The organism is Nocardioides epinepheli (assembly GCF_037936805.1).
In the GTDB taxonomy this organism is placed as follows: Bacteria; Actinomycetota; Actinomycetes; order Propionibacteriales; family Nocardioidaceae; genus Nocardioides.
The window spans coordinates 91,250-113,369 of sequence record NZ_JBBMMC010000016.1 but is presented as its reverse complement, the minus strand read 5'-3'; the positions used below and the strand labels follow the sequence as shown (position 1 = coordinate 113,369).

Sequence of the window (22,120 nt, the reverse complement as noted above, 5' to 3'; positions counted from 1 at the left end):
CTAGTGTCGCGTCGCGCCGGTTGAACGGAGGCCGGGGCCGCGGTCGATACGGTGGACAGATGACTCCTCCCCCCGGTCATCCCCCCACGCATCCAGGAGATCTCGCCGAGAACTACGACGTCGTCATCGTCGGCGGCGGTCACAACGGGCTGGTCGCAGCCGCCTACCTCGCCCGCGCGGGCGTGTCGGTGCTCCTCCTCGAGCGCTTGGACCACACCGGTGGTGCCGCGGTCTCGGCCGCGGCGTTCGACGGCTGGCCGACGCGGCTCTCGCGGTACTCCTATCTGGTCTCGGTCATGCCCGAGGCGTTGATGTCGGACCTCGGCCTCGACGTCACCTTGCGCTCGCGCTCGACCGCGTCCTACACCCCGACCCTGCGGGACGGGGTCGCGTCGGGACTGTACGTCGAGCGTGACGAGGGCGATGCGACCAGACGCTCCTTCGCCGCGCTGACCGGCTCCGATGAGGAGTACGAAGCCTGGCGTGCCTTCTACGCGGAGGTCGGCGAACTCGCCCGCGTGGTGGCGCCGACCCTGCTCCGACCGCTCCCGCACGAGCGGGATCTGCGCGAGCAGGTCGACCCGACGATCTGGCGGGAGCTGGTCCTGGAGCCGATCGGGGCCGCGGTGGAACGCCGATTCCGGGACGACACGGTCCGCGGCGTGGTGGCGACCGATGCCCTCATCGGCACGTTCGCGTCTCTGCACGATCCTTCGCTGATCCAGAACCGCTGCTTCCTCTACCACCTGATCGGGAACGGGACTGGCGAGTGGCGGGTTCCGGTCGGCGGCATGGGGGCGGTCACCGACGCGCTGCATCGTGCCGCGACCGAGGCGGGGGCCACGATCCGGACCGGAGCCGGGGTCAGCGACATCCGCACCGGCGCGTCAGGCGCGGGCGCCGAGGTGACCTGGGACGAATCGCACGGCTCTCGCACCGTTGGAGCGCGCTTCGTGCTGGCGAACGTCGCGCCTTGGGTGCTGCGGATCCTCCTCGGCGAGCCGGAGGAGCTCGAGACGAAGCCGCAAGGGGCCCAACTCAAGATCAACGTCCTTCTCGACCGCCTGCCCCGTCTGCGTTCGGGAATCGATCCGGCCACGGCGTTCGCGGGCACCCTGCACCTCGGCGAGGACTTCAGCCAGCTGGAGTCGGCCTACGCCGAGGCCGCCGCCGGCCGGATCCCGACGTCGATGCCCGGCGAGGTGTACTGCCACTCACTGACCGATCCGAGCATCCTGGGCGACGTCGCCCCGGGCATGCACACACTGACGTACTTCGGGCTGCATACCCCGGCCTCGCTGTTCGACGCTGATCCCGAAGCGGCCAAGCACCTCGCGGTCGAGCGGGCGATCGCCTCGCTCGACGAGCACCTGGTCGAGCCGCTCTCGGCCTGCGTCGCCCGTCATCCGGACGGGAGCCCGTGCATCGAGGCGAAGGTCCCCCAAGACATCGAGCGTGACCTCGCGATGCCCGGCGGCCACATCTTCCATGGAGACCTCGACTGGCCGTGGGCCTCCTCCCGGGCTCGCCTGGACACCCCTGCCCAGCAGTGGGGCGTGCAGACCGACCACGATGCGGTCCTGCTCTGCGGATCGGGTGCACGACGTGGCGGCGCGGTCTCGGGGATCGGCGGCCACAATGCAGCGCAGGCCGTGCTCGCCTCGCTGTGACCCTCCGGGGCCGCCGGGGGCGCTCCCGAATTTCGTGGCGCACCATCGCGCTGGTAACGTTCCTTCCTGCGTTCACTCGCATGCGCCATTAGCTCAATTGGCAGAGCAGCTGACTCTTAATCAGCGGGTTCGGGGTTCGAGTCCCTGATGGCGTACCGCTTCGGCCCCCGACCAGCCCCGGTCGGGGGTCGATCTGTCTCCATCGGGCCGTGGTCGGGGCGAGTCGATCGTGAGTCCCGCCTCACCGGCGGTGGCGACCATCGGTGCCGCCCTCGTGCGGGCAGGTGATCCCGAGGTGGACGTGCCAACCGAAGGCGCCATGTGCCGCTCGCACACCTGTCACAGGACGCGTGTCGGGTATGTCGGATCGCTCTCGATGGCATGGGAAGCGGCGACCGGTCCACCACCGACGAAGTGCGTCGACCCGCGCCACGAGCGCATGGAGCCGTGACTTCGAGCACCGGTCGGGTGCCGTGGCGTCCGCTGGCTCGGCGTCGGGAGGATCGTCGGCGGTGATCGCGGGCCGCTCGTGCTCGGCATCATGGACAGTGGCCGGCCCGTGGGCGTCGGCAGTCTCATGACCGGTGGCGATGTCAGTCGGGCTGTCAGCGGGATCGTCAGTGGGGTCGGAGCTGACAGACCGGGTGAGGTCGGGGGCCCGTCCCTGCTCGGACCAGGTGGCTTCTCGGGTGATCTCGAGCGGGCCTGGTCCGATCGGCGGCGCCAGCGTGAGCGGGTTGTCGCTCTCGTCCCGGCTCGAGGTGGTCGCAGACGTGGCCATGAGGTCGCGGGCGAGAACGCTCAGCTCGGAGTCGTCCTTGGAGTCCGCGGCGGCGACGAGTCGCCCGATCAGCTGGGAACGGCTCCCGACGACGTCGGCCGTCGACTCGAGGATCACCTTGGCCTGTCGTGGCAGCAGCCGGCCCTCGGCCATCGCCTCGCGCATCGCGGGGAACTCAGCGAGTCCACGCGCCAATCGAGCCTTGTCATGGGTGGCACGACGCGATTGGCGAGTGGCGACGGCCAGCCAGGTCGCGGTCGACTTGGCGCCGCGCTCCTCGCCGGCGCGGACCTGCTCTGCGCGCCGGAGCACCCGCAGTTCGAGTTCGGCGACCTGGCCGGCCAGTGCGGTGAGGCGCAGGAGGAGCATCCGGCAAGCGGCTGCATCCAGGTCGGCCACGGTCGCGTGAGCGACTTCTGCCAGGGCGGTGCGAGCGCTTGACTCGGCGTCCTCGATCGGACGCCCGGAGCCGAGCGGGGCGAGGGAATGGGTCATCGGTGAGGTGGTCATGGAGCCACCTCAACAGCGGATCGCGGGCCACGCGAGCGGCGTCTGGGCCGCCTGTGGAGAACTGCAGGCACCAGAAACCTGGGGAGAAACCGGGCCCGGAGGACGCCTCGACGGGCCGCGCGGTCGTGACCTATAGATACAGTCCGGCTGCCTCATCGCCGAGACGGTCCGCGGCGACGGCGTGCACGTCGCGCTCGCGCATGACGACGTAGGTGTCGCCCTGCACCTCGACCTCGGCCTTGTCCTCGGGGTCGAAGAGGACCCGATCACCGACCTCGATCGACCTCGCGTGTGGGCCGACGGCCGCGACCACAGCCCATGCCAGCCGGCGCCCGCCCATCGCGGCGGTCGCTGGGATGACGATGCCGCCCGAGGACCGCCGTTCGCCGGTCTCTCGGTCGAGCTCGCACAGCACCCGGTCGTGGAGCATCTTGATCGGTTGCTTGAGGCCGTCTGGTTCGGTCATGACGGGTCGGATCAGCGGGTCACCCGACGCAGGACCACGAATACGGCGACGGTCCCGACCACGATGCCCACGGTCTTGAGGATGTTGTCGGTCCGGGGCTGCCCGGTGGCCGCATCGACGTAGTGGCCCTTGATGCTGGCCACCTCGCGACGCGCGATGGTCTTGGGACTCGAGCGGTACAGCAACTGGTCGATGGTCGCCGCCAGCCGCTCCCGGGTCTCCTGGATCTCGGTCTCCAGTTCGGAGAGTTCGTCGCTCACCCTGGAAGGCTATCAATGCGACGCGGGTCGAATCCGAAGGGCAGCTCCAAACGGTGCGCTCGCATCAGCGCGTCGTCGGTCAACACGTCGAAGGTGGACCCGTCGGCCACGACCTGACCATCGCTCAGCACGACCGATCGCGGGCACAACTCGAAGGCGTAGGGCAGGTCGTGAGTGACCATGAGCACCGTGACATCGAGTGAGCGCAGGATGTCGGCGAGCTCACGACGCGAGGCTGGATCCAGGTTCGAGGACGGCTCGTCGAGGACGAGGATCTCCGGTCGCATCGCCAGCACCGTGGCCACCGCCACCCGCCGTCGCTGGCCGAAGGAGAGATGGTGCGGCGCACGCGAGGCGAAGTCGGCCATGCCGACCTGGTCGAGCGCCTCCATGACACGCGCCTCGAGCTCGGGACCCTTGAGCCCGAGGTTCGCCGGACCGAACGCGACGTCGGCGCGGACCGTGCCCATGAACAGCTGATCGTCGGGGTCCTGGAAGACGATGCCGACCCGACGACGGATCTCCTGCAGGTTCTCCTTGCGGACCGGCAGGCCGCCGACCTCGACACTGCCCGCCCCCGCGGTGAGGATCCCGTTGAGGTGCAGCACCAGGGTGGTCTTGCCCGCGCCATTGGGACCCAGCAGGGCGACCCGCTCCCCCGCGTGTACGTGCAGGTCGACCCCGTACAGCGCCTGGTGCCCGTCGGGGTAGGCGTAGGCGAGACCAGCGACGTCGAGGACCGGCACGCTCATGACGATCTCATGACCGCGTCCGGGGTGGTGCCGTCGTATCCCCGGGAGAGCATCGCGAGATGGACCCGCTCGCCCCGCTCGAAGCTCCGGATGAAGAGGGCTCCGAACGAGCGGGCAAGTACCGACCAGTGTCGCGGGTTCCGAGCCCGGAAGCCGCGGGACTCGCGCGCGATGGCCATGCGTCGCAGCTCGTCGGTGACCACTTCGAGGTAGCGGATCATGAATCCCATGATCTGCACCATCAGCGAGGGCACGCGCAGTCGGGCCAGGCCGGCGAGCAGCGCCTGAGGCTCGGTGGTGGCGGCGAGGGTGAGGCTCGCGAGGACCCCGAGGGTCCCCTTGATCAGCAGCGCCGTGCCTGCGTGAAGACCCGACTCGCTGACGGTCAGGCCGAGGAACTCGGTGCGTGGCCCGGTCGCGACGAACGGGAGCAGCACCGCGAAGAGCACGAACGGGGTCTCGATCACCATGCGCTTGAGCAGGTAGGTCGGCGGGACCCGACTCGCCGCGACGACCACCAGCAACGCGATGAGGTAGACCCCGTATGCCAGATACCAGCCGCGCGGGGTGGCCACGACGAGGAGCATGAAGCCGACCAGCGTCAGGATCTTGACGTGAGCGGGGGTCCGATGGATCGGTGAGTGAGCGTGGAAGTGGAGCAGATGCCCGTGCGGCCCACCCATCAGGAGGCGGCCGAGTCGGTCTCGCGCTCGACCGACGAGTCCTCCTGCGACCGATCGCCCGGTGTCCCCCGACGCCGCAGCAGGAGCGTCAACCCGCCGAAGACGGCAAGCACTGCGACGACCCCCACGACCCCGGCGACCCCGCCGCTGAGGCGATCGTTGTCGATGAAGCTGGTGCCGTAGCCCGCGAACGGGCCCTCGGCTGCGTCGTGCTCGGTCTCGGTGTGGGCGAAGCCCTCGTCCTCGGAGACCTTGGTCAGTCCGTCCGGCGTGCTGGCGGCGTAGAAGCTGACGACCCCGGCGAGGATGAGCGCCACGACGAGGACCGAGATCGCCACGACGCGGGTCGAGACCCGGTGGCGCGCGGCGCTCATGCCGAGGCCCCGGCCGTGCGGACCTCGAGGGTGCGGGCCGCGAGGACGCGCCGAGCACCGTAGACGAGGTCGGGCCGGGCAGCGACCACGCTGCCCACTGCCAAGAAGGTGATGATCCCTTCCCCGACGCCGATCAGGAGGTGCACGCCCACCATCGCCGCGGCGAGCTTGCCGAGCGAGAGGTCGGCTGTGCCACCGATCGCATAGAGGCCCACGAACACCAGTGCCGCGACCGGCACGCTGAGGAATGCTCCGATCCCCGCCGCCACCGGCACCATCGACACTCGTTTCGGCAACAGCGCCTGGACACCGCGGAAGGCCAGCCACCCCACCCCCACGGTGACCACCGACATCAAGATGATGTTCGTGCCGAGCGCACTGACGCCACCGTCGGCGAACAGGAGGCACTGGACGACGAGGACCACTGCCGTCGCGAGAACCCCCGTCCACGGTCCGACCAGCACGGCGGCGAGCGCACCACCCATCAGATGACCGCTCGTCCCGCCGGCCACCGGGAAGTTCAACATCTGGGTCGCGAAGATGAATGCGGCGACCAGGCCCGCAAGCGGTGCGGTGCGGTCGTCGAGCTCGCCACGTGCCTTGCGCAAGGACACCGCGACGGCTCCTGCCGCTATCACCCCGGTGGCGATCGACGTGGGCGCGTCGAGGAAACCGTCGGGCACGTGCATCGGCACACTCCTTGGCTCTGTCGCCTGGACGACTGAGTAGGCTCCGTCATTAGGCCATTGCGCAGCCTATCTTTCTGCAAGTCGTTTGCGATAGCCAACACAACGTGAACTTTCGCCCGCCAGCTCAGGAGCCACCACGATGAGCACCCCCAGCCGCCTGTCCCCCGGAGATGTTGCTCCCGACTTCGCCCTCGCGGACGACGCCGGCGAGTCGGTCTCCCTGAAGGACCTACGAGGCCGCAAGGTCATCGTCTACTTCTATCCGGCCGCGATGACCCCGGGCTGCACCAAGCAGGCGTGCGACTTCACCGATTCCTTGGCGTCGCTGCAGGCGGAGGGCTACGAGGTCCTCGGCATCTCTCCTGACAAGCCGGAGAAGCTGGCCCGCTTCCGCGAGAAGGAGGGGCTCGGCATCCGACTGCTCTCCGACCCCGACAAGGCGACCATGCAGGCCTACGGCGCCTTCGGGGAGAAGAAGCTCTATGGCAAGACCGTCGAGGGAGTGATCCGCTCGACGATCGTGGTCGACGAGGACGGCAAGGTCGACCTGGCCCAGTACAACGTCAAGGCGACCGGCCACGTCGCCAAGCTGCGCCGCGACCTCGGTCTCGACTGACCGCGTCCGGGCCCACTGCGACAGTCGCGGACCCGGCTGAGAGACTGAGCGCTCTCGCCGGAGTGGTGGAATTGGCAGACACGCAGGTTTTAGGTACCTGTGCCTTCGGGCGTGGGGGTTCAAGTCCCCCCTCCGGCACCCGCCGACAACCACGCGTCGGGCCGCACCTCGCATAATGGCCAGGTGAGTGAGCAGACCCCGTGGGGCACACCTCCGCCGTCCTCGCCCTACGGCTCCTCCCCTTCGGGCCCGCCGGGGCCACCCCAGAATCCGCCCTTCCAGGGTGGGCCGCCCGACGGTTGGTCCACCGTCCCGCCCGGAGGTCCCTCGGGCCCAGGTGGCAAACCACGCCGGACCGGACTGATCGTCGCGATCGTGGTGGCGGCGGTCGTCGTGATCGCCGCCTTCGTCGTCACCCTCGTGATCTCCGGCGACGACGACGAGCAGTCGGCCGATCCGACCTCGTCGGGTCCCGAAGAACCCGGCAGCGACGAACCCAGCAGCGGTGGATCACAGAGCGAAGAGCCGACGACGTCGGACCCCGCGACGGGCTCTCCCAGCGATGGGACCACGACCACCGACCCCCAGATCGACCCGAACGTCGAGCCCGGTGACGGCTCCACGATCACCGGCGACGGCTACACCTTCACCCTGCCCGATGCCGCCTGGACCGACGTGACCGATGAGGCCGGGAAGATCCCCGGCGGGGGCTCGATCGACACCTTCGTCGTGCTCGGCTCCTCGATCGCCGTGGCCCAGAGCAACGTGATCGTCGAGGCCATCCCCTCGCCTGCGTCGAGTCCCGAGGAGCTCGAGGCCCTGTGGAAGCGGAACGTGAGCAGCTCCGACGGCGCCACGACGGTAGACATCCCCGACATCGAGATCGACGGCGAGCGCGCGATCGGCATCGAGGTCCCCGACCGCAGCAACAACGCCGGCGTGCCTTTGACCCAGATCGTGTACCTGACCCTCCACGGAGGCACGCAGTACTCGATCGGTCTCAGCTACCCGCGTAGCGGCGACAGCATCTCCAAGGGTGACTTCGAGAAGCTGCTGGCCAGTTGGACGTGGACGGCCTAGCGCTCTTCGCCCCTGCCGGCCAGTAGCCCGGGGAGCCGCGGGGCGAGCTCGCGCAGCGCCTTGCCCCGGTGGGAGATCGCGTCCTTCTCCGCCACCGTGAGCTCTGCCGTGGTCGCGCCCGGACGTTCGTCGGCCTCGAAGAGCACGTCGTAGCCGAAGCCACCGGTGCCCCTCGGCTCGCGCGCGATCCGGCCGTCCATGCGTCCTTCGACCACCTGCTCGACACCTCCGGGCACCACGAGAGCGACCGCACAGCGAAAGTGCGCTCCGCGGCGGTCGTCGGGGACGTCCGAGAGCTGGTCGAGCAGCAGCCGGTTGTTGCGGGCGTCGTCCTTCGGTGGCCCCGACCAGCGCGCGGACAGGACCCCCGGCATCTCGTTGAGGGCGTCGACGCACAGACCACTGTCGTCGGCGAGGGTCGGCAGGCCGGTGGCCGCGGCGCCGGCTCGCGCCTTGAGCAGAGCGTTCCCGGCGAACGTCGCGGCGTCCTCCACGGGTTCGTCGTAGCCCGCGACGTCGTCGAGGCCGAGCACGGCGACCCCGGGGAGGTGCTCGGTCAGGATCCGCTCCAGCTCGGCGAGCTTCTTGGCGTTGCGTGAGGCCAGGTGGATGCGAGGCGCCTCAGCCATCCGCGAGCGCCTCGCGCTGCAAGATGGTGAGGTCGGCACAGCCCTTCTCGGCCAGGGTGAGCAGCGCGTCGAGCTCGCGTCGGTCGAAGGCCGCTCCTTCGGCCGTGCCCTGCACCTCGACGTAGGACCCGGCGCCGGTCATCACCACGTTCATGTCCGTCTCGGCTCGCACGTCCTCGACATAGGGAAGGTCCAGGCGCGGTACGCCGTCGATGATGCCGACCGAGACCGCCGCGACCGACCCGGTGAGCGCATCGAGGACCCCGAGGGACGCGCAGGCGTCGGCGAGGGCGACGTAGGCGCCCGTGATGGCGGCGGTGCGGGTGCCGCCGTCGGCCTGGAGCACGTCGCAGTCGAGCTGGATGGTGTTCTCCCCCATCGCCTTGTAGTCGATGACGGCGCGCAGGGACCGGCCGATCAGACGGCTGATCTCGTGGGTGCGCCCACCGATCCGGCCCTTGACCGACTCGCGGTCGGACCGGGTGTGGGTCGAGGCCGGCAGCATCGCGTACTCGGCGGTGACCCAGCCGAGCCCGGATCCCTTTCGCCAGCGCGGCACCCCGGTCGAGGCCGAGGCGGCGCACAGCACCCGGGTCTTGCCGAACTCGACGAGCACCGATCCAGCCGCATGGTCGAGCCAGTGGCGGGTGATCCGGATCGGTCGCAGCTCGTCGTCGGCGCGGCCGTCCTCGCGAAGGGTGTTGGTCATGTTCTCGACCCTAGTGCCGTCACGTCGAGGAGCGCACACGAAGGGGATCCCGATCGTGACGACCGGGATCCCCTTTCGTGACGGATCCAGGAGGAGCGCTACTTCGGCTCGGAGGTGAGCACTCGACGGGTGCCGATGGCGATCGGGAGCACGACCCAGATCACGACGGAGGTGACCAGCTTGGCGACGTCGGTGCCGCTGATGTCTGGGTTGGTCTCGAGGAACGGAACCGTGGAGTAGGTGATGTCGAACCACGGGATGAGGCTCTCGGCCCAGCCGAAGAAGGCCATGAGGGTGCTGTAGACCATGATCGGGAGCAGCAGTGCGGCGATGTAGTAGACCGCGATCGCGCCGGGCGTGTTGAGCAGGGCCATGCCGATCCCGAAGGCCATGAAGAAGAACAGCAGCTGGACGACCACGGACGCGAAGAGCTCGTACGCGGTCAGGTTCCATGTGGCGTCGTACCCGCCGATCTGAGCAGCCACGATGTTGCCGATGGCGCCGAGTCCGATCGCCAGGACGATCGTGGCCACGGCAAGCAGGAACACTGCGGCGGCCTTGGCGCCGATGAGCTGCATCCGGTGCGGGACGAGGGTGAAGGTGACCAGCCCGGTGCGTTGGCTCCATTCGCTGGTGACCGTCAGGATCGCGATGGCCGGAAGCAGGATCTGGAGCGGGATGCTCATGGTCTGCGACCACGCTCCGGCACTCATCGTGATGCCGTCGTTGAGCGCGACCACCAGCAGCGAGATCGCCGCAGCGAAGACGAGCAGGATCGCGGTGATGGTGAGTAGCCAGAACCCACTGCGGGTGTCGATCATCTTGCGCCACTCGACCTTGACCAGGCGGCCGAAGGGGACCGGGGCCGTCTGCGAGACGTCGATCGTGGCGCGTTCGGCGGCGTGGGTGCTCATCGGTGGGCTCCTTCCGAGGTGGCCTGCGCGGCGTGGGCCGGCACGGCGGGGGGCATCGACGCGGCGGCGCCGTCGCGCTGGGTGTCTGCGGTGAGGTCGAGGAAGAGGTCCTCGAGCCCCATGGCACCGTCGCGGAGATCGGTCAGGACGACGAGGTGCTCGAGGGCCGAGCGTCCGACGTCGGCGGTGCTCGCGTTCACGCGGAAGCAGGTGCCGTCGGGTGTGACGGTGTACCCGTCGGATTCGAGTCCCTTGACCAGTGCATCTCGGTCCAGCGCGTCGACCAGGCTGCTCACCGTCGAGTCGAGCGAGCGCAGGGTCTTCTTGTCACCCTGGGCCACGATCTTGCCGCGCCCGATGAGAACGAGGTTGTCTGCGATCAGCTCGACCTCGTTGAGCAGGTGGCTCGACAGGAGCACCGTGCCGCCACGGCGGGCGTATCCGGTGAGGAGGTCGCGCATCCAGCGGATGCCGGCGGGGTCGAGGCCGTTGGCCGGCTCGTCGAGGATCAGGACCTCGGGGTCGCCGAGCAGCGCGTGCGCGATGCCGAGCCGCTGCTTCATGCCGAGGGAGTAGTTGCGCAGCCGCCGGTTCGCCTCGGTGTCGTCGAGGGAGACCATCTCCAGCATCTCGTCGACCCGGCTGGCGGGAAGTCCCATGGTCTTCGCACCGATGGTGAGGATCTCGCGCCCCGTCCGGCCGGCGTGCTGGGCCCCGGCGTCGAGGAGGACACCGACGTGCCGTCCGGGGTTCGGGATGTCGCGGTACAGGTGCCCGCCGATGGTCGCCCGGCCGCTGGTCGGCGGCGTCAGCCCCACCATGATCCGCATCGTGGTGGTCTTGCCCGCCCCGTTCGGCCCGAGGAAGCCGGTGACCCGGCCGGGCTCGCAGGAGAAGGTGACGTCGTCGACGGCCGTGAACGGCCCGTACTTCCTCGTCAGTGCGTTCACTTCGATCATGGCTCCATCGTGCTTGCGGGATGCCGCCGTCGGCATCGGCCGGGAGCATGCGGATGGGCGACCAAAGTAGGGGGTCATCGAGGCGACCGGACGATGCCGGGGGCGCACGCCCTCCCTACGCTGGTCGGGTGTCTACCGATGACTCCCCGCGGCCGGAGGAGTACCAGCCGGCCCTGACCTGGTGGAGTCATACCTGGCGGATTCTCGTCATGGCTCTCATCGGCGCCATGGCATGGCTGACGATCTCGCAGGACCAGGTGCGCCTGATCCTCGATATCGCCTGCGGCGTCCCGGCCGTCGTCCTGGTGTTCTTCCGGCGGCGTTGGCCGATGACGGTCGCGGTGGTGACGGCACTGCTCGCCTCGGTCTCGGCGCTTGCTGCGGGGCCAGCCACGCTGGCGGCCGTCTCGCTCGCGACTCGGCGCAACTGGGGACAGATCGTCGTGATCGGTGTGCTGTCGCTGATCACGACCGAGGCGTTCGCTCGGGTGAACCCGGTCAACGACGGGGAGGAGTGGTGGGTGACGCTGATCATCAACACCGGTTTCATCTCTGCCGTGCTGGCCTGGGGCATGTACATCGGGTCGCGCCGCGAGCTGCTGTGGACGCTGCGCGCGCGGGCCGAACGCGCCGAGGCGGAGCAGGAGCTGCGGGCCGGGCAGTCCCGCCTGGAGGAGCGGGGACGCATCGCCCGCGAGATGCACGACGTGCTCGCCCATCGGATCTCCCAGATCTCCATGCGCGCCGGCGCGCTCGGCTATCGCGACGACCTGGACGCGAGCGACCTGCGTGCGGAAGTGGCGGTGATCCACCAAGCCGCCCATCAGGCACTGACCGATCTGCGCGCCGTCCTCGGGGTGCTCCGCGACGACGAGGGTGCGCCCATGCATGCTCCTCAGCCCACCTATGCCGACCTCGACGACCTGGTCTCGGAGGCGCGTGAGTCGGGCATGCGGATCGAGTTTCACGACCAGGTCACTCCGGATCACCCCGTCCCCGAGGACACGGGCCGCACGCTCTACCGGATCGTGCAGGAGGGGATCACCAATGCTCGCAAGCACGCGCCGAGCGCCGAGCTGCGGATCGACGTCGCGGGCGACCCCGACGAGGGGATCGAGGTGGTGCTGCGCAATCCGCTCGGTTTCGGCCGATCGGTGACACCTGGGGCCGGTCTCGGTCTGATCGGGCTCGCCGAACGGGCCACGTTGAGAGGCGGCACCGTCGAGCATGTCTCCGATGACGGCGAGTTCCGGCTTCGTGGATGGATACCGTGGACCGCATGACGACCGTCCTTCTCGTCGACGACGACCCACTCGTGCGCTCGGCGCTGCGCCTGATGCTCGGCGGGCAGCCCGATCTCGACGTCGTCGGGGAGGCTGTCGACGGTCACGACGGGCTGGCCCAGGCGACCAGGCTGACCCCGGACGTCGTGCTCATGGACATCCGGATGCCCAAGCTCAACGGGATCGAGGCGACCAAGGCCCTCAGAGAGCGGACCGAGCCACCCAGGGTGATCGTCCTGACCACCTTCGACGCCGACGAGTACGTGCTCGAGGCGCTTGCCGTGGGCGCGGATGGATTCCTGCTCAAGGACACCGCCCCCGAGGAGATCGTCACCGCCATCAGGAAGGTTGCCAGCGGCGATCCGATGCTCTCGCCGTCGGTGACTCGCACTTTGATCGACAAGGTGCGCCGCGAGGACGGTGACGATCGTGCGCAGGAGGCCGAGCGCCGACTCGCGTCCCTGACCGATCGCGAGCGGGAGGTCGCGATGGCGATCGGCCGGGGCCTCGCCAATGCCGAGATCGCTGAGACGTTGTTCCTCTCGGTGCCCACTGTGAAGGCCCACGTGTCGCGTGTCTTCGACAAGCTCGGCGTGAGCAACCGCGTCCAGATCGCGATCTGCGTCCATGACGCCGGTCTTGTCGACTGAGACCCCGGCGTTCGCTATCCGTCACGTAGCGGATCCGTCACGTACGCGATCGGCGACGTTCGCGATCCGCTACGACGCCGCTCCTCGTCGCGGCCCTACTTCACTTCCGCCCGAAGCAGGCGCATCGTGCCCAATCCCAGTGGGATCACCATCCACACGAGCAGGGCGACCGATAAGTGGCCCCAGTCGCTGCCGGTGTCGACCGACCAGGTGAGCACCGGGTTGGTCGCGGTCTGCAGGTTCAGGTAGCGACCGACCGGCGCGAAGTCGCTCCAGAACAGGCCTACCAGACCGAGTCCGGACGGGATCGCGTACGCGACGATCGGGAACGCGCCGATGGCGGCCGGGGTGTTGAGGATCAAGGTGGCGAGGCCGAAGCCGATCATCACCGCGATGCCCAAGAACAGCATCAGCCCGATGACGTCGCCTACGCCGAGATCCCACTCCAGTTCGCCACCCGAGGTCGCGGCGAGGATCCCGGAACAGATCGTCGCGATGAGGAGCAGGACGACGATGAACGCCGCGGTGAGTGCCAAGGCTGCGACGAGCTTGGCCGCGAGGACCCGGGTCCGTCGGGGCTCGAGGGCGAAGGTCACCATCGCCGTGCGCTGCCCCCACTCGCTGGTGACGAGCATGATCGCCAGCGTGGCGAGCAGCGGTTGCAGCACGTAGGCCATCGGGCTCGTGAAGATGGTGAAGGTGAACCCGGAGGTATCGAAGAGCCCGACGACCAGGAAGAAGCCCTCGACGATCACCAAGAACACCGCGATCGCGGCGAGCAGCCAGAATCCGGAGAGCGTGTCGACGGACTTGCGCAGCTCGAGGTAGACCCACCGATGGAACGAGACCGACGGGGTAGCCGAGGCCTGCATCTGGTGGTCGTGTCCGGGCGGTGATCCGGGTGGCCCGGAGGGCCGAGGTTGGGCCGGAGGTTGCTGGGGAGCCGGCGGCGGCCCGGGCTGGTGGCCGTAGTCGCTCATCGGGGTACTCCTGGGTGCTGCTGACCGGACGGTGGAGGGGGCGGGAAGCCGCTGGGGGGCGGGCCGGGCGGGTACGAGGGTGAGGCCGAACCTGGCGCGGAGCCGCTCATCGCCGCGCCCGGGTCGCGCTGGGTGCTGGAGGTCAGCTCCAGGAAGAGATCCTCCAAGCCTCGGTCGACCGCACGGAGGTCGGTGAGCACGATCTGGTGCTCGGCGGCCGTCCGCCCTACCTCGACAGCCTCCGCGGAGACGGTCAGTGCATCTGGCCCTTCGGTGACGGTCAGGCCGCGCTGGCGCAGGAGGTCGGCGAACTTGGCGTTCTCGAGCGATGTCACCGTGGTGGTCGCGGCGCGTCCGGCCTTGTTGGAGGCCAACAACGACTTCTTGTCGCCCTGGGCGACGATGCGGCCGTGGCCGATGAGGATCATCTCGTCGGCGATCTGCTCGACCTCGTGCAGGAGGTGACTCGAGAGCAGCACGGTGCCGCCACGATCGGCGTAACCCTTGAGCAGGCCGCGCATCCAGCGGATGCCGGCTGGATCGAGACCGTTGGCAGGCTCGTCGAGGATCAGCACCTGGGGGTCCCCGAGCAGCGCGTGGGCGATCCCGAGTCGCTGCTTCATGCCGAGGGAGTAGTTGCGCAGCCGCCGTCCGGCCTCCTCGGGCGTCAAGGAGACCAGGTGCAGCATCTCGTCGACCCGGGACCGGGGAAGGCCCATCGCCAGGGCACCGAGGGTGAGGATCTCCCGGCCGGTGCGACCACCATGTTGGGCACCTGCGTCGAGGAGCACGCCCACGTGGCGCCCTGGATTGTCGATGTCGCGGTACTCGAGGCCGCCGATGGTCGCGCGACCGTGGGTGGCCGGGGTCAGCCCCACCAGGATCCGCATCGTGGTGGTCTTGCCGGCGCCGTTGGGTCCGAGGAATCCGGTGACCCGCCCGGGCTGGCAGGTGAAGGTGACGTTGTCGACCGCGACGAAGCTGCCATAGGTGCGAGTCAGGCCCTCCACGCTGATCATGCGGACACTCTGCCCGATGCGTGTCGGGTGGGATGTCGCGACTCGCCTGACCGGGAGAGGTTCGCCCCGGTCGCTCAGACCTGGTAGGTCTCGCCCGCTCGCGCCAGGGCGATCGGTCCGGCGAAGGTGGTGCGGGCCTCGGCGCCGAGATCCTCGGCGTCGTACCACGGCGGGATGTGGGTCAGGACGAGCCGGTGAGCGCCGCCACGAGTGGCGATCTCGCCGGCGTCGACCCCGGTGAGGTGCACCCCGTCGGGGTTGGGCGCGTCGGCCCGGAAAGAGGCCTCGCACAAGAAGAGCGATGCCCCGGCCGCAACCCGGTCGACCCCTGCACACGGGGCCGTGTCGCCGCTGTAGCCGATGGTGGCGCCGTCGGCGCTGATCCGCAGCCCGAACGCCTCGACCGGATGATCGACCGCCACGGGCTCGATGGCGAACGGTCCGACAGCGAAGGACGCGTCGTACTCGCGGAACTCGAACTCCTCAGTCATGCCGGGGTCCTCGGGGAGGTCGTAGGCGCGCGCCATCCGGGCTGCGATGCCGGCCGGCCCGTAGACTGGGATCTGGGGCAGCTCGCCGTCGGGGTGGTACTTGCGCAGCACGTAGTAACCGCAGAGGTCGAGGCAGTGATCGGCATGAAGGTGGCTGATCAGGACGGCGTCGATGGATCCCGGATCGACGTACCGGTGCAGCGCCCCGAGCGCGCCGTTGCCGAGGTCGACCAGGATCCGCCACGTGCGGGATCCGCCAGACGCGGGATCGCCGTCGGGACCGTCGGCCTCGATCAGGTAGCAGCTGGCTGGGGAATCGGGACCCGGGTACGAGCCCGAGCACCCCACGACGGTGAGCCTCACGAGACCAGCCCGCCGACGAACTGACCGGCCTCGACCATCTCGGGGCCGAGGAAACGTCGTCCGATGCGCTCGAACTCCTCGGGCGAGCCGGTGGTGACGAACCGGTACACCGGGGCTCCGAACTCGCGCATCAGTCCGGTGTCGGCCAGCATCCGGTACACGTCCTTGGCACACTCCTCGGCACTGCTCACCAGCGTGACGTCGTCGCCCATGACGTAGGAGATGACGCCGGTGAGCAACGGGTAATGCGTGCACCCGAGGATCAGGGTGTCGACGCCGGCCGCGCTCAGCGGGTCGAGGTACTCGTGGGCGGCGGTGATCAGCTCGTCGCCGGCGGTGATGCCCGCCTCCACGAAGTCGACGAAGGAGGGGCATGCGCGCGTCGTGAGGCGGACCTGGGGTGCGGCGGCGAAGGCATCGTCGTAGGCCATCGACTCGGCGGTCGCGGCAGTGCAGATCACACCGATCCGGCCCGAGCGCGTGGCGGCGACGGCCCTGCGGGTGGCGGGATAGATCACCTCGACCACCGGCACGTCGTAGCGCTCACGTGCATCGCGCAGCATCGCCGCGCTCGCTGAGTTGCAGGCGATCACGAGAGCCTTCACGCCCTGGTCGACCAGGTGGTCGAGGCACTCCAGGGCGTACTCGCGGACCTCGCCGATCGGCTTGGGCCCGTAGGGCTGACGCGCGGTGTCGCCGACATAGAGCAGAGACTCGTGTGGAAGCTGGTCGATGACGGACCTGGCCACGGTGAGGCCCCCGAAACCGGAGTCGAAGATGCCGATCGGCGCCTCGGAAGACTCGGCGCCGCGGGGCCACCGAGGCGCGATCGGATCAGACACAGGCGTAACGGTACGGCGTCGTCCCCGACCCACGAAGGCATCGTGACCGGGATCTCGGTGGCGGACTCCGCTGCCCGGGTCAGTCGAACAGCCGCGGCTGCGGGGTGCCGAGGGTGGGGTCCACGTCGTCGAACAGGCTGCTCACCGACTCACCGGCGTGCACGCGGGCGACCGCCTCGGCCAGGAGCCCATCCACCGAGCGGACGACGAGCTCGGGCCAGTCGGCAGCGACCATGGGCGCCGGGACGGTGTCGGTGGAGACCACCTCGCGGATCATCGGGTGGCCGCGCAGCCGTTCGACGGCCTTGCCGACGAACAGCCCGTGGGTGCAGGCGACCGAGGCCTCGGTGCAGCCCTGGTCACGGAGCCGGTCGAGGAGCTCGACGATCGAACCGCCGGTGGCGATCTCGTCGTCGAGCACGATCGCGCGCCGACCGCTGACATCGCCCACGATCGCGTCGATGACGACCCTGTCGTCGGCCAGCCGCTTCTTGCTGCCCGCCGCGACGGGAAGCCCGAGCAGGCGAGCGAACTGGGTCGCGGTCTTGGCATTGCCGAAGTCCGGTGAGACCACGACCGCGTCGGTGAGGTCCTGGCCGATGAAGTGGTCGGCCAGGACGCCGAGAGCGGTGAGGTGGTCGACCGGGACCGAGAAGAATCCGTGTACCTGCGGAGCGTGCAGGGTCATCGTGATGACTCGGTCGACGCCGGCGGTCGCGAGCAGGTCTGCCACCAGACGCCCTCCGATGGACAGACGCGAGGCGTCCTTCTTGTCCGAGCGGGCGTAGGCGTAGTACGGGATGACCGCGGTGATCTTCGCGGCCGAGGCGCCGCGGGCGGCGTCGATCATGAGGAGCAGCTCCATGAGGTGCTCCTGGGTCGGGGGGACCAGCGGCTGGACCAGGTAGACGTCGCGCTGGCGGCAGTTGGCCTGCAACTGCGCCTGGAGGCAGTCGTTGCTGAACCTGGTCATCTCGACCGGCGAGAGCGGGACGCCGAGTCGTTCGCAGATGGCGGAGGCGAGCGCGCGATGGGCGCTGCCGCTGAAGACGACGATCTCGCGCACGCCGTCACCCTACGTGCTGGCTGGGGCGCGGCGCTCGGCGTGCAACCGAAGTGCGGACAGGACCGGGCCGGCGAGGGTCATGCGGGTGCTGGCCCACCCGGGCTCACGCCCAGAGCTGTCCTTCCAGGCGCTCCTCGGCCTCGTCGACGGTGCCCTCGTAGGCGCCGGTCGAGAGGTACTTCCATCCGCCGTCGGCGACGACGAAGGCGATGTCGGCGCTCTCCCCCGCCTTCACGGCCTTGGCCGCCTGGCCGAGCGCGGCATGCAGGATGGCGCCGGTGGAGATGCCCGCGAAGATGCCCTCGAGTTCGAGCAGCTCCCGCACTCGGCGCACGGCGTCACGCGGGCCGACCGAGAACCGCGAGTCGATGAGCTCGGCGTCGTAGAGCTCGGGCACGAAGCCCTCGTCGAGATTCCGTAGGCCGTAGACCAGCTCGCCATAGCGCGGCTCGGCCGCCACGATCCGGACCTCGGGCTTCGCCTCCCGGAAGAAGCGAGAGACCCCCATCAGGGTGCCGGTCGTGCCGAGCCCGGCGACGAAGTGCGTGATCGAGGGGAGGTCGGTCAGCAGCTCGGGACCGGTGCCCAGCTCGTGCGCGCGGGCGTTCGCGGCGTTGCCGTACTGGTAGAGCATCACCCAGTCCGGATGCTCGGCCGCGACCTGCTTGGCCACCCGCACCGCCTCGTTCGACCCGCCGGCGGCCGGTGAGGAGATGATCTCCGCACCCCACATCCGCAGGAGCTGGCGGCGCTCCTCGGAGGTGTTCTCGGGCATCACACACACGATGCGGTAGCCCTTGAGCTTGGCCGCCATCGCCAGCGAGATCCCGGTGTTGCCCGAGGTCGGCTCCAAGATCGTGCAGCCCGGGCGGAGGGTGCCGTCCTTCTCGGCCTCCTCGATCATCATCAGTGCGGCGCGGTCCTTGATGGAGCCGGTGGGGTTGCGATCCTCGAGCTTGGCCCACAACCTGACGTCGGGGCTCGGCGAGAGGCGGGGCAGCCCGACCAGCGGGGTGCCACCGACGGAGGCCAGCAGGTTGTCGTACCGCACTGGTCCAGCATGACACCCGGCCGGTGCGGACCGTCGCCGGACGCCGCGGAGCGGGATCGCATCGGGCCAGGTGCCGACTCGTAGCGGATCGCCTCGGTGGGGAACGGGCTGGCCCAGGTGTTCCACTACGTGGCCGGTCCACCGCGTAGCCGGTCCGCTACGTGCGGGATCCCCCACGTGAGCGATCCGGCACGAAGGCGCTCGCGCTCACACGTGGCCGGAGAGCTGGGCCATCCGGTTCTCGAGGGCGGCCAGATAGGCATCCCGCCGATCGGGCGAGATCGCCGTGCCGTCGAGGTGACTGCACGCCGGAAGGACGTCGATCGAGAGCTTCGCCGCACCGGCCAGCGCCCGCAGGTCGTCGAGCCGGTCACCGAACGGCGTCCCACTCCCGGGTGAGTAGGACCGCACGACGGCATCGACGTCGTCGGCGTAGAGGTCGACCTTGGTGACGACGATGACCAGCCAGGTCGGGTGCGGGCGACGGACCGCCATCGCGGCGATCCGGTGCGCGGTGACCGTCCAGTCCTCCAGCTCACGGGCGAGCTGCTCGTCACGGTCGACGACGGCGGCGCCGGTGGTGCCTGCCGGCCGGCGGCCGGTGGCATAGCCGTTGGCGACCACGTGCAGGACGCCGTCGACCGGCTCGTCGTGGAACACCTCGTCGAGCGCGCCGAGGCGGGTGGCGGCGTTCTCGCCAGGAACGACACGGAACCGGAAGCCGCGCAGTCGGCGGTCACGGCTCACACGTCGCTCCATCACCGCCGATCCCGACTCCGAGGTGCCCTCGGGCGCGGCGCGCCCGCACAGGTGGTCGACCAGCTCGGTCTTGCCGACGCCGGTCATCCCGGTGACGGCCACGGTGGGGAATCGGTGACGGAACAGCCCGCGCACGCGATCCCGACCGCGACCGACCGCATTCGGGACGCCTCGGACGAAGCCGGGGCCCGATCCGACCGGCGAGCGCGAGGAGCCGGGTGCCATCAGCGCAGGAAGAAGGTCGGGTCGAACTCGGCGAGCGGGATGATCCGCACCCGCGGGAGCTCGGCGTTGAAGGCACGGACGTCGTACTCGAGATCGAAGTGCGAGATCCCGTCGTGACCCAGCTGGGTGCTGGTGAACTCGCGGAAGCCGAGCACGCCGACGCGACGCCCGTCCCCGAGCAATGCGCCGAGCTCCTCGGCGAAGTCGGCGTCGTGGCTGCCGAGGACGACGTCGGCGTCCTCACGATCGCGCAGCGCCTCGAGGGTGCGCAGGATGCCGATGTCGACGACCTTCTCGTCGGCGCGCCCCGACAGCGGGATCGGCCGGTAGTCCATCGCCAGCAGCGCCTGGACGAACCCGGTGGGCAGGTTGCCGTTGCTGGCGTTGAGGAAGAACAGCCCGGTGACCGGCTGCTGCCACTCCTCCTCGATGAAGGAGGTGACCCGCTCCCAACGGGGGCGCTCCTCGGGCAGCGGACGCCGCCCGAGGACCGAGTTGCCGAGGGTGGCGTCGATGTTCTCCCCGTCGATGAGGACGAAGGTGCGGCGACCGGTCATGCGCAGGAGTCTGTCACCCTCCGGCAACGGCCGGGAGGACGACGACCTGGTCGCCGTCGCTGAGCTCGGCGTCGAGACCACCGATGAACCGCACGTCCTCGTCGTTGACGTAGACGTTGACGAACCGGCGCAGCTCGATCTTGTCGTCCTTGGACTCGACGAGGCGGTCCTTGATGCCGGGGTGGTTGCCCTCGAGGTCGTCGATGAGCGCGCTCAGGGTGTCCCCGGCTCCGTCGACGGCCTTCTCGCCGCCGGTGTAGGTGCGCAGGATGGTGGGGATCCGGACCTCGATGGCCATAGCGGTGATGCTCCTAGTTCTCGGGGAGTGCGGCGACAACGGCGACCTCTTCCTCGGTCACCTCGCCGTCGATGATTCTGTAAGACCTGAACTCCACCGGGCCCTCGTTATTCCCGTGCTCGCGAGTGCTCACGAGCACGTAGTGGGCCCCGGGCTCGCTGGCGAGCCCGATGTCGGTCACGCTGGGGTAGGCCTCGGTGGCGGTGTGGGAGTGGTAGACCACGACCGGCTCCTCGTCGTTGGCCCACATCTGCTTGTAGAGCGCGAGTAGTTCGGTGGAGTCGAACTCGTAGAACGTCGGGCTGCCGGCGGCGTTGATCATCTCGACCAGGCGCTCGGGCCGGTCGCTGCCCTCGGGGCCGGCGACGATGCCGCAGGCCTCGTCGGGGTGGTCACGGCGGGCATGGGCCACGATCGCGTCGTAGGTGGCCTGGTCGATCGTCAGCACCCATCCAGCCTAGGCGGCGACGGGCGCGCCGCCCGACCGAGCCCGCGTCGCGGGACAGGGCGCGGGACGAGGCGAGCCTCGGTCCGGATTCAGCGGGTCAGTGCGCGGACCAGGGTCTCCTGGAGGTAGCCGATCCACTCGTAGATGTCGTGCGCCTGGGCCCGCGGATCCTCGTCGGGGAGCGAGTACCAGTACTCCTCGTCTCCCTCCTCCACGCCGAGCCGCGTCGCGAGCGCCAACCGGATGTCGTTGAAAGCCCGTAGCCAGGTCTCCGCGGCGGCCTCGTCGAGCTCGACGTCGATCATCAAGCCGTTCTCCTCCAGCTGGGGCGGGAGTCCGGCGTCCTGGAGGTGGTCGATGATCGAGGAGGCCGCGCGCGCCTTGCCGTCACGCAGGGAGCCTTCGGTGAAGCGCCGGAACTCCGAGGCGGCCTCAGCGTCGTCGGCATAGGCGGTGGGGAACAGCCGGAGCAGAACCGGATCCTCGGGTTCGGTCGTGGGCCCGGAGAAGTCCATGAGCGCCTCGAGGGGGTCGCGGTCCTCGTCGGGTATTGCGGACTCGTTGCGCAGCAGCTCGACCACCTGCCCGGCCAGCGAGCGCAGGAGATCGGCCTCGAAGCCGCTGAAGGTCGCGATGACGCGCCGGCTGCGGCGGTGTCGGGTGAAGCCGCTCACCGGGTCACTCCGACTTCGACAGGGTGGCCCACAGGCCGTACTCGTGCATGGCCTGGACGTCGCGCTCCATCTCCTCGCGGCTGCCCGTGCTCACCACCGACTTGCCGTCCTGGTGGACCTCCATCATCAGCTTCTCGGCCTTCTTCTTGGCGTAGCCGAAGTGCTTCTGGAAGACGTAGGTGACATAGGACATCAAGTTGACCGGGTCGTTCCACACGATGGTGACCCAGGGTGAGGCCAGGACGGTGATGTCGTCGTACTCCGGAGTGGTCTCGAGCCCCGGATCGACCTCGACAGGACTGGCGGCGGACACATCCTCATG

At 69.4% G+C, this 22,120-nt stretch carries 28 protein-coding genes and 2 tRNA genes; 7 read left to right on the top strand and 23 right to left on the bottom strand.

Going from position 1 to position 22,120, the window contains the following annotated elements; translation table 11 throughout:
- Positions 1 to 59 precede the first annotated feature (59 nt).
- Both WMR31_RS19225 and WMR31_RS19220 read left to right on the top strand, forming a co-directional pair.
- Positions 60 to 1,670 carry a phytoene desaturase family protein gene (locus tag WMR31_RS19225; RefSeq protein ID WP_340540507.1) on the top strand — a complete coding sequence of 537 codons (1,611 nt, stop codon included), beginning with the start codon at positions 60 to 62 and terminating at the stop codon, positions 1,668 to 1,670.
- 82 nt (positions 1,671 to 1,752) lie between these two features.
- Positions 1,753 to 1,825: transfer RNA gene (locus WMR31_RS19220), tRNA-Lys, on the top strand.
- A gap of 86 nt (positions 1,826 to 1,911) precedes the next feature.
- Here the strand turns inward: WMR31_RS19220 and WMR31_RS19215 are convergent.
- The 7 genes from WMR31_RS19215 to WMR31_RS19185 all read right to left on the bottom strand — a co-directional run bounded on the left by WMR31_RS19215 (position 1,912) and on the right by WMR31_RS19185 (position 6,185).
- The gene (locus WMR31_RS19215) at positions 1,912 to 2,961 is read right to left on the bottom strand and encodes a hypothetical protein (RefSeq protein ID WP_340540506.1); all 1,050 of its coding nucleotides are present in this window, start codon (positions 2,959 to 2,961) and stop codon (positions 1,912 to 1,914) included.
- A gap of 130 nt (positions 2,962 to 3,091) precedes the next feature.
- Positions 3,092 to 3,427, bottom strand: coding sequence for a GroES family chaperonin (locus WMR31_RS19210; RefSeq protein ID WP_340540505.1), 336 nt, complete (start codon positions 3,425 to 3,427; stop codon positions 3,092 to 3,094).
- Positions 3,428 to 3,438: 11 nt separating this feature from the next.
- Positions 3,439 to 3,687 (bottom strand): DUF3618 domain-containing protein, encoded by a 249-nt coding sequence (locus WMR31_RS19205; protein WP_340540504.1) that lies wholly within the window; start codon positions 3,685 to 3,687, stop codon positions 3,439 to 3,441.
- Complete coding sequence (locus tag WMR31_RS19200; RefSeq protein WP_340540503.1) at positions 3,684 to 4,439, bottom strand: energy-coupling factor ABC transporter ATP-binding protein; 756 nt, start codon at positions 4,437 to 4,439, stop codon at positions 3,684 to 3,686. Before WMR31_RS19200 ends, WMR31_RS19205 begins: the two co-directional genes overlap by 4 nt.
- Positions 4,436 to 5,122: a cobalt ECF transporter T component CbiQ gene (gene cbiQ, locus WMR31_RS19195; protein WP_340540502.1), complete on the bottom strand. Its 687-nt coding sequence runs from the start codon at positions 5,120 to 5,122 to the stop codon at positions 4,436 to 4,438. Before cbiQ ends, WMR31_RS19200 begins: the two co-directional genes overlap by 4 nt.
- A complete protein-coding gene (locus tag WMR31_RS19190) occupies positions 5,122 to 5,496 on the bottom strand; it encodes a PDGLE domain-containing protein (RefSeq protein WP_340540501.1) in 375 nt (124 codons plus the stop codon). Before WMR31_RS19190 ends, cbiQ begins: the two co-directional genes overlap by 1 nt.
- Positions 5,493 to 6,185 (bottom strand): energy-coupling factor ABC transporter permease, encoded by a 693-nt coding sequence (locus tag WMR31_RS19185; protein WP_340540500.1) that lies wholly within the window; start codon positions 6,183 to 6,185, stop codon positions 5,493 to 5,495. Before WMR31_RS19185 ends, WMR31_RS19190 begins: the two co-directional genes overlap by 4 nt.
- 139 nt (positions 6,186 to 6,324) lie before the next feature.
- Between WMR31_RS19185 and bcp the strand changes: the two genes are divergently transcribed.
- The 3 genes from bcp to WMR31_RS19170 all read left to right on the top strand — a co-directional run bounded on the left by bcp (position 6,325) and on the right by WMR31_RS19170 (position 7,881).
- Complete coding sequence (gene bcp / locus WMR31_RS19180; RefSeq protein ID WP_340540499.1) at positions 6,325 to 6,801, top strand: thioredoxin-dependent thiol peroxidase; 477 nt, start codon at positions 6,325 to 6,327, stop codon at positions 6,799 to 6,801.
- Between the two features lie 56 nt (positions 6,802 to 6,857).
- Positions 6,858 to 6,939, top strand: a tRNA-Leu gene (locus WMR31_RS19175).
- Between the two features lie 45 nt (positions 6,940 to 6,984).
- The gene (locus WMR31_RS19170) at positions 6,985 to 7,881 is read left to right on the top strand and encodes a hypothetical protein (protein WP_340540498.1); all 897 of its coding nucleotides are present in this window, start codon (positions 6,985 to 6,987) and stop codon (positions 7,879 to 7,881) included.
- Here the strand turns inward: WMR31_RS19170 and rdgB are convergent.
- From rdgB to WMR31_RS19150, 4 genes are all read right to left on the bottom strand, one after another.
- Entirely contained in the window at positions 7,878 to 8,510 is a 633-nt protein-coding gene (gene rdgB, locus WMR31_RS19165) for an RdgB/HAM1 family non-canonical purine NTP pyrophosphatase (protein WP_340540497.1), read from the bottom strand. The genes WMR31_RS19170 and rdgB overlap by 4 nt on opposite strands.
- Positions 8,503 to 9,219, bottom strand: a complete 717-nt coding sequence (gene rph, locus WMR31_RS19160; protein ID WP_340540496.1) for a ribonuclease PH — start codon at positions 9,217 to 9,219, stop codon at positions 8,503 to 8,505. The genes rdgB and rph overlap by 8 nt, the downstream gene beginning before the upstream one ends.
- A 98-nt stretch (positions 9,220 to 9,317) precedes the next feature.
- Positions 9,318 to 10,133 (bottom strand): ABC-2 transporter permease, encoded by an 816-nt coding sequence (locus WMR31_RS19155; RefSeq protein WP_340540495.1) that lies wholly within the window; start codon positions 10,131 to 10,133, stop codon positions 9,318 to 9,320.
- Positions 10,130 to 11,092, bottom strand: a complete 963-nt coding sequence (locus WMR31_RS19150; RefSeq protein WP_340540494.1) for an ABC transporter ATP-binding protein — start codon at positions 11,090 to 11,092, stop codon at positions 10,130 to 10,132. The genes WMR31_RS19155 and WMR31_RS19150 overlap by 4 nt, the downstream gene beginning before the upstream one ends.
- A 128-nt stretch (positions 11,093 to 11,220) precedes the next feature.
- Between WMR31_RS19150 and WMR31_RS19145 the strand changes: the two genes are divergently transcribed.
- Together WMR31_RS19145 and WMR31_RS19140 are read left to right on the top strand one after the other, a co-directional pair.
- A complete protein-coding gene (locus WMR31_RS19145) occupies positions 11,221 to 12,375 on the top strand; it encodes a sensor histidine kinase (protein ID WP_340540493.1) in 1,155 nt (384 codons plus the stop codon).
- Entirely contained in the window at positions 12,372 to 13,025 is a 654-nt protein-coding gene (locus WMR31_RS19140; protein ID WP_340540492.1) for a response regulator, read from the top strand. The genes WMR31_RS19145 and WMR31_RS19140 overlap by 4 nt, the downstream gene beginning before the upstream one ends.
- Positions 13,026 to 13,120: 95 nt before the next feature.
- On the opposite strand, the gene WMR31_RS19135 is transcribed toward WMR31_RS19140, so the two are convergent.
- From WMR31_RS19135 to clpS, 12 genes are all read right to left on the bottom strand, one after another.
- Positions 13,121 to 14,005 carry a hypothetical protein gene (locus tag WMR31_RS19135; RefSeq protein ID WP_340540491.1) on the bottom strand — a complete coding sequence of 295 codons (885 nt, stop codon included), beginning with the start codon at positions 14,003 to 14,005 and terminating at the stop codon, positions 13,121 to 13,123.
- Positions 14,002 to 15,024 carry an ABC transporter ATP-binding protein gene (locus tag WMR31_RS19130; protein WP_340540490.1) on the bottom strand — a complete coding sequence of 341 codons (1,023 nt, stop codon included), beginning with the start codon at positions 15,022 to 15,024 and terminating at the stop codon, positions 14,002 to 14,004. The genes WMR31_RS19135 and WMR31_RS19130 overlap by 4 nt, the downstream gene beginning before the upstream one ends.
- A gap of 74 nt (positions 15,025 to 15,098) precedes the next feature.
- Positions 15,099 to 15,878, bottom strand: coding sequence for an MBL fold metallo-hydrolase (locus tag WMR31_RS19125; protein ID WP_340540489.1), 780 nt, complete (start codon positions 15,876 to 15,878; stop codon positions 15,099 to 15,101).
- Positions 15,875 to 16,720 (bottom strand): glutamate racemase, encoded by an 846-nt coding sequence (murI, locus tag WMR31_RS19120; protein ID WP_340540488.1) that lies wholly within the window; start codon positions 16,718 to 16,720, stop codon positions 15,875 to 15,877. Before murI ends, WMR31_RS19125 begins: the two co-directional genes overlap by 4 nt.
- A gap of 79 nt (positions 16,721 to 16,799) precedes the next feature.
- Positions 16,800 to 17,786 (bottom strand): ribose-phosphate diphosphokinase, encoded by a 987-nt coding sequence (locus WMR31_RS19115; RefSeq protein WP_340540487.1) that lies wholly within the window; start codon positions 17,784 to 17,786, stop codon positions 16,800 to 16,802.
- Positions 17,787 to 17,889: 103 nt separating this feature from the next.
- Positions 17,890 to 18,837, bottom strand: coding sequence for a PLP-dependent cysteine synthase family protein (locus WMR31_RS19110; protein WP_340540486.1), 948 nt, complete (start codon positions 18,835 to 18,837; stop codon positions 17,890 to 17,892).
- A gap of 207 nt (positions 18,838 to 19,044) precedes the next feature.
- Positions 19,045 to 19,821, bottom strand: a complete 777-nt coding sequence (locus WMR31_RS19105; RefSeq protein WP_340540485.1) for a GTPase domain-containing protein — start codon at positions 19,819 to 19,821, stop codon at positions 19,045 to 19,047.
- Positions 19,821 to 20,378 (bottom strand): NYN domain-containing protein, encoded by a 558-nt coding sequence (locus tag WMR31_RS19100; protein WP_340540484.1) that lies wholly within the window; start codon positions 20,376 to 20,378, stop codon positions 19,821 to 19,823. Before WMR31_RS19100 ends, WMR31_RS19105 begins: the two co-directional genes overlap by 1 nt.
- Positions 20,379 to 20,391: 13 nt before the next feature.
- The gene (locus WMR31_RS19095; protein ID WP_340540483.1) at positions 20,392 to 20,676 is read right to left on the bottom strand and encodes a MoaD/ThiS family protein; all 285 of its coding nucleotides are present in this window, start codon (positions 20,674 to 20,676) and stop codon (positions 20,392 to 20,394) included.
- 13 nt (positions 20,677 to 20,689) lie between these two features.
- Positions 20,690 to 21,124, bottom strand: coding sequence for a M67 family metallopeptidase (locus WMR31_RS19090; RefSeq protein ID WP_340540482.1), 435 nt, complete (start codon positions 21,122 to 21,124; stop codon positions 20,690 to 20,692).
- Positions 21,125 to 21,213: 89 nt separating this feature from the next.
- Positions 21,214 to 21,798, bottom strand: coding sequence for a DUF2017 domain-containing protein (locus WMR31_RS19085; protein ID WP_340540481.1), 585 nt, complete (start codon positions 21,796 to 21,798; stop codon positions 21,214 to 21,216).
- A 4-nt stretch (positions 21,799 to 21,802) separates the two neighbouring features.
- Positions 21,803 to 22,111 carry an ATP-dependent Clp protease adapter ClpS gene (clpS, locus tag WMR31_RS19080; protein ID WP_340540480.1) on the bottom strand — a complete coding sequence of 103 codons (309 nt, stop codon included), beginning with the start codon at positions 22,109 to 22,111 and terminating at the stop codon, positions 21,803 to 21,805.
- Positions 22,112 to 22,120 lie beyond the last annotated feature (9 nt).

Excerpts from the sequence above, each read along its gene's own strand:
- WMR31_RS19200 (WP_340540503.1), bottom strand. The coding sequence starts at position 4,439 with ATGAGCGTGCCGGTCCTCGACGTCGCTGGTCTCGCCTACGCCTACCCC.
- WMR31_RS19190 (WP_340540501.1), bottom strand. The coding sequence starts at position 5,496 with ATGAGCGCCGCGCGCCACCGGGTCTCGACCCGCGTCGTGGCGATCTCG.
- cbiQ (WP_340540502.1), bottom strand. The coding sequence starts at position 5,122 with ATGGGTGGGCCGCACGGGCATCTGCTCCACTTCCACGCTCACTCACCG.
- WMR31_RS19155 (WP_340540495.1), bottom strand. The coding sequence starts at position 10,133 with ATGAGCACCCACGCCGCCGAACGCGCCACGATCGACGTCTCGCAGACG.
- WMR31_RS19105 (WP_340540485.1), bottom strand. The coding sequence starts at position 19,821 with ATGGCACCCGGCTCCTCGCGCTCGCCGGTCGGATCGGGCCCCGGCTTC.
- bcp (WP_340540499.1), top strand. The coding sequence starts at position 6,325 with ATGAGCACCCCCAGCCGCCTGTCCCCCGGAGATGTTGCTCCCGACTTC.
- rdgB (WP_340540497.1), bottom strand. The coding sequence starts at position 8,510 with ATGGCTGAGGCGCCTCGCATCCACCTGGCCTCACGCAACGCCAAGAAG.
- WMR31_RS19130 (WP_340540490.1), bottom strand. The coding sequence starts at position 15,024 with ATGATCAGCGTGGAGGGCCTGACTCGCACCTATGGCAGCTTCGTCGCG.
- WMR31_RS19140 (WP_340540492.1), top strand. The coding sequence starts at position 12,372 with ATGACGACCGTCCTTCTCGTCGACGACGACCCACTCGTGCGCTCGGCG.
- WMR31_RS19100 (WP_340540484.1), bottom strand. The coding sequence starts at position 20,378 with ATGACCGGTCGCCGCACCTTCGTCCTCATCGACGGGGAGAACATCGAC.
- WMR31_RS19185 (WP_340540500.1), bottom strand. The coding sequence starts at position 6,185 with ATGCACGTGCCCGACGGTTTCCTCGACGCGCCCACGTCGATCGCCACC.
- WMR31_RS19210 (WP_340540505.1), bottom strand. The coding sequence starts at position 3,427 with ATGACCGAACCAGACGGCCTCAAGCAACCGATCAAGATGCTCCACGAC.
- WMR31_RS19215 (WP_340540506.1), bottom strand. The coding sequence starts at position 2,961 with ATGACCACCTCACCGATGACCCATTCCCTCGCCCCGCTCGGCTCCGGG.
- WMR31_RS19225 (WP_340540507.1), top strand. The coding sequence starts at position 60 with ATGACTCCTCCCCCCGGTCATCCCCCCACGCATCCAGGAGATCTCGCC.
- WMR31_RS19135 (WP_340540491.1), bottom strand. The coding sequence starts at position 14,005 with ATGAGCGACTACGGCCACCAGCCCGGGCCGCCGCCGGCTCCCCAGCAA.
- WMR31_RS19150 (WP_340540494.1), bottom strand. The coding sequence starts at position 11,092 with ATGATCGAAGTGAACGCACTGACGAGGAAGTACGGGCCGTTCACGGCC.
- WMR31_RS19095 (WP_340540483.1), bottom strand. The coding sequence starts at position 20,676 with ATGGCCATCGAGGTCCGGATCCCCACCATCCTGCGCACCTACACCGGC.
- rph (WP_340540496.1), bottom strand. The coding sequence starts at position 9,219 with ATGACCAACACCCTTCGCGAGGACGGCCGCGCCGACGACGAGCTGCGA.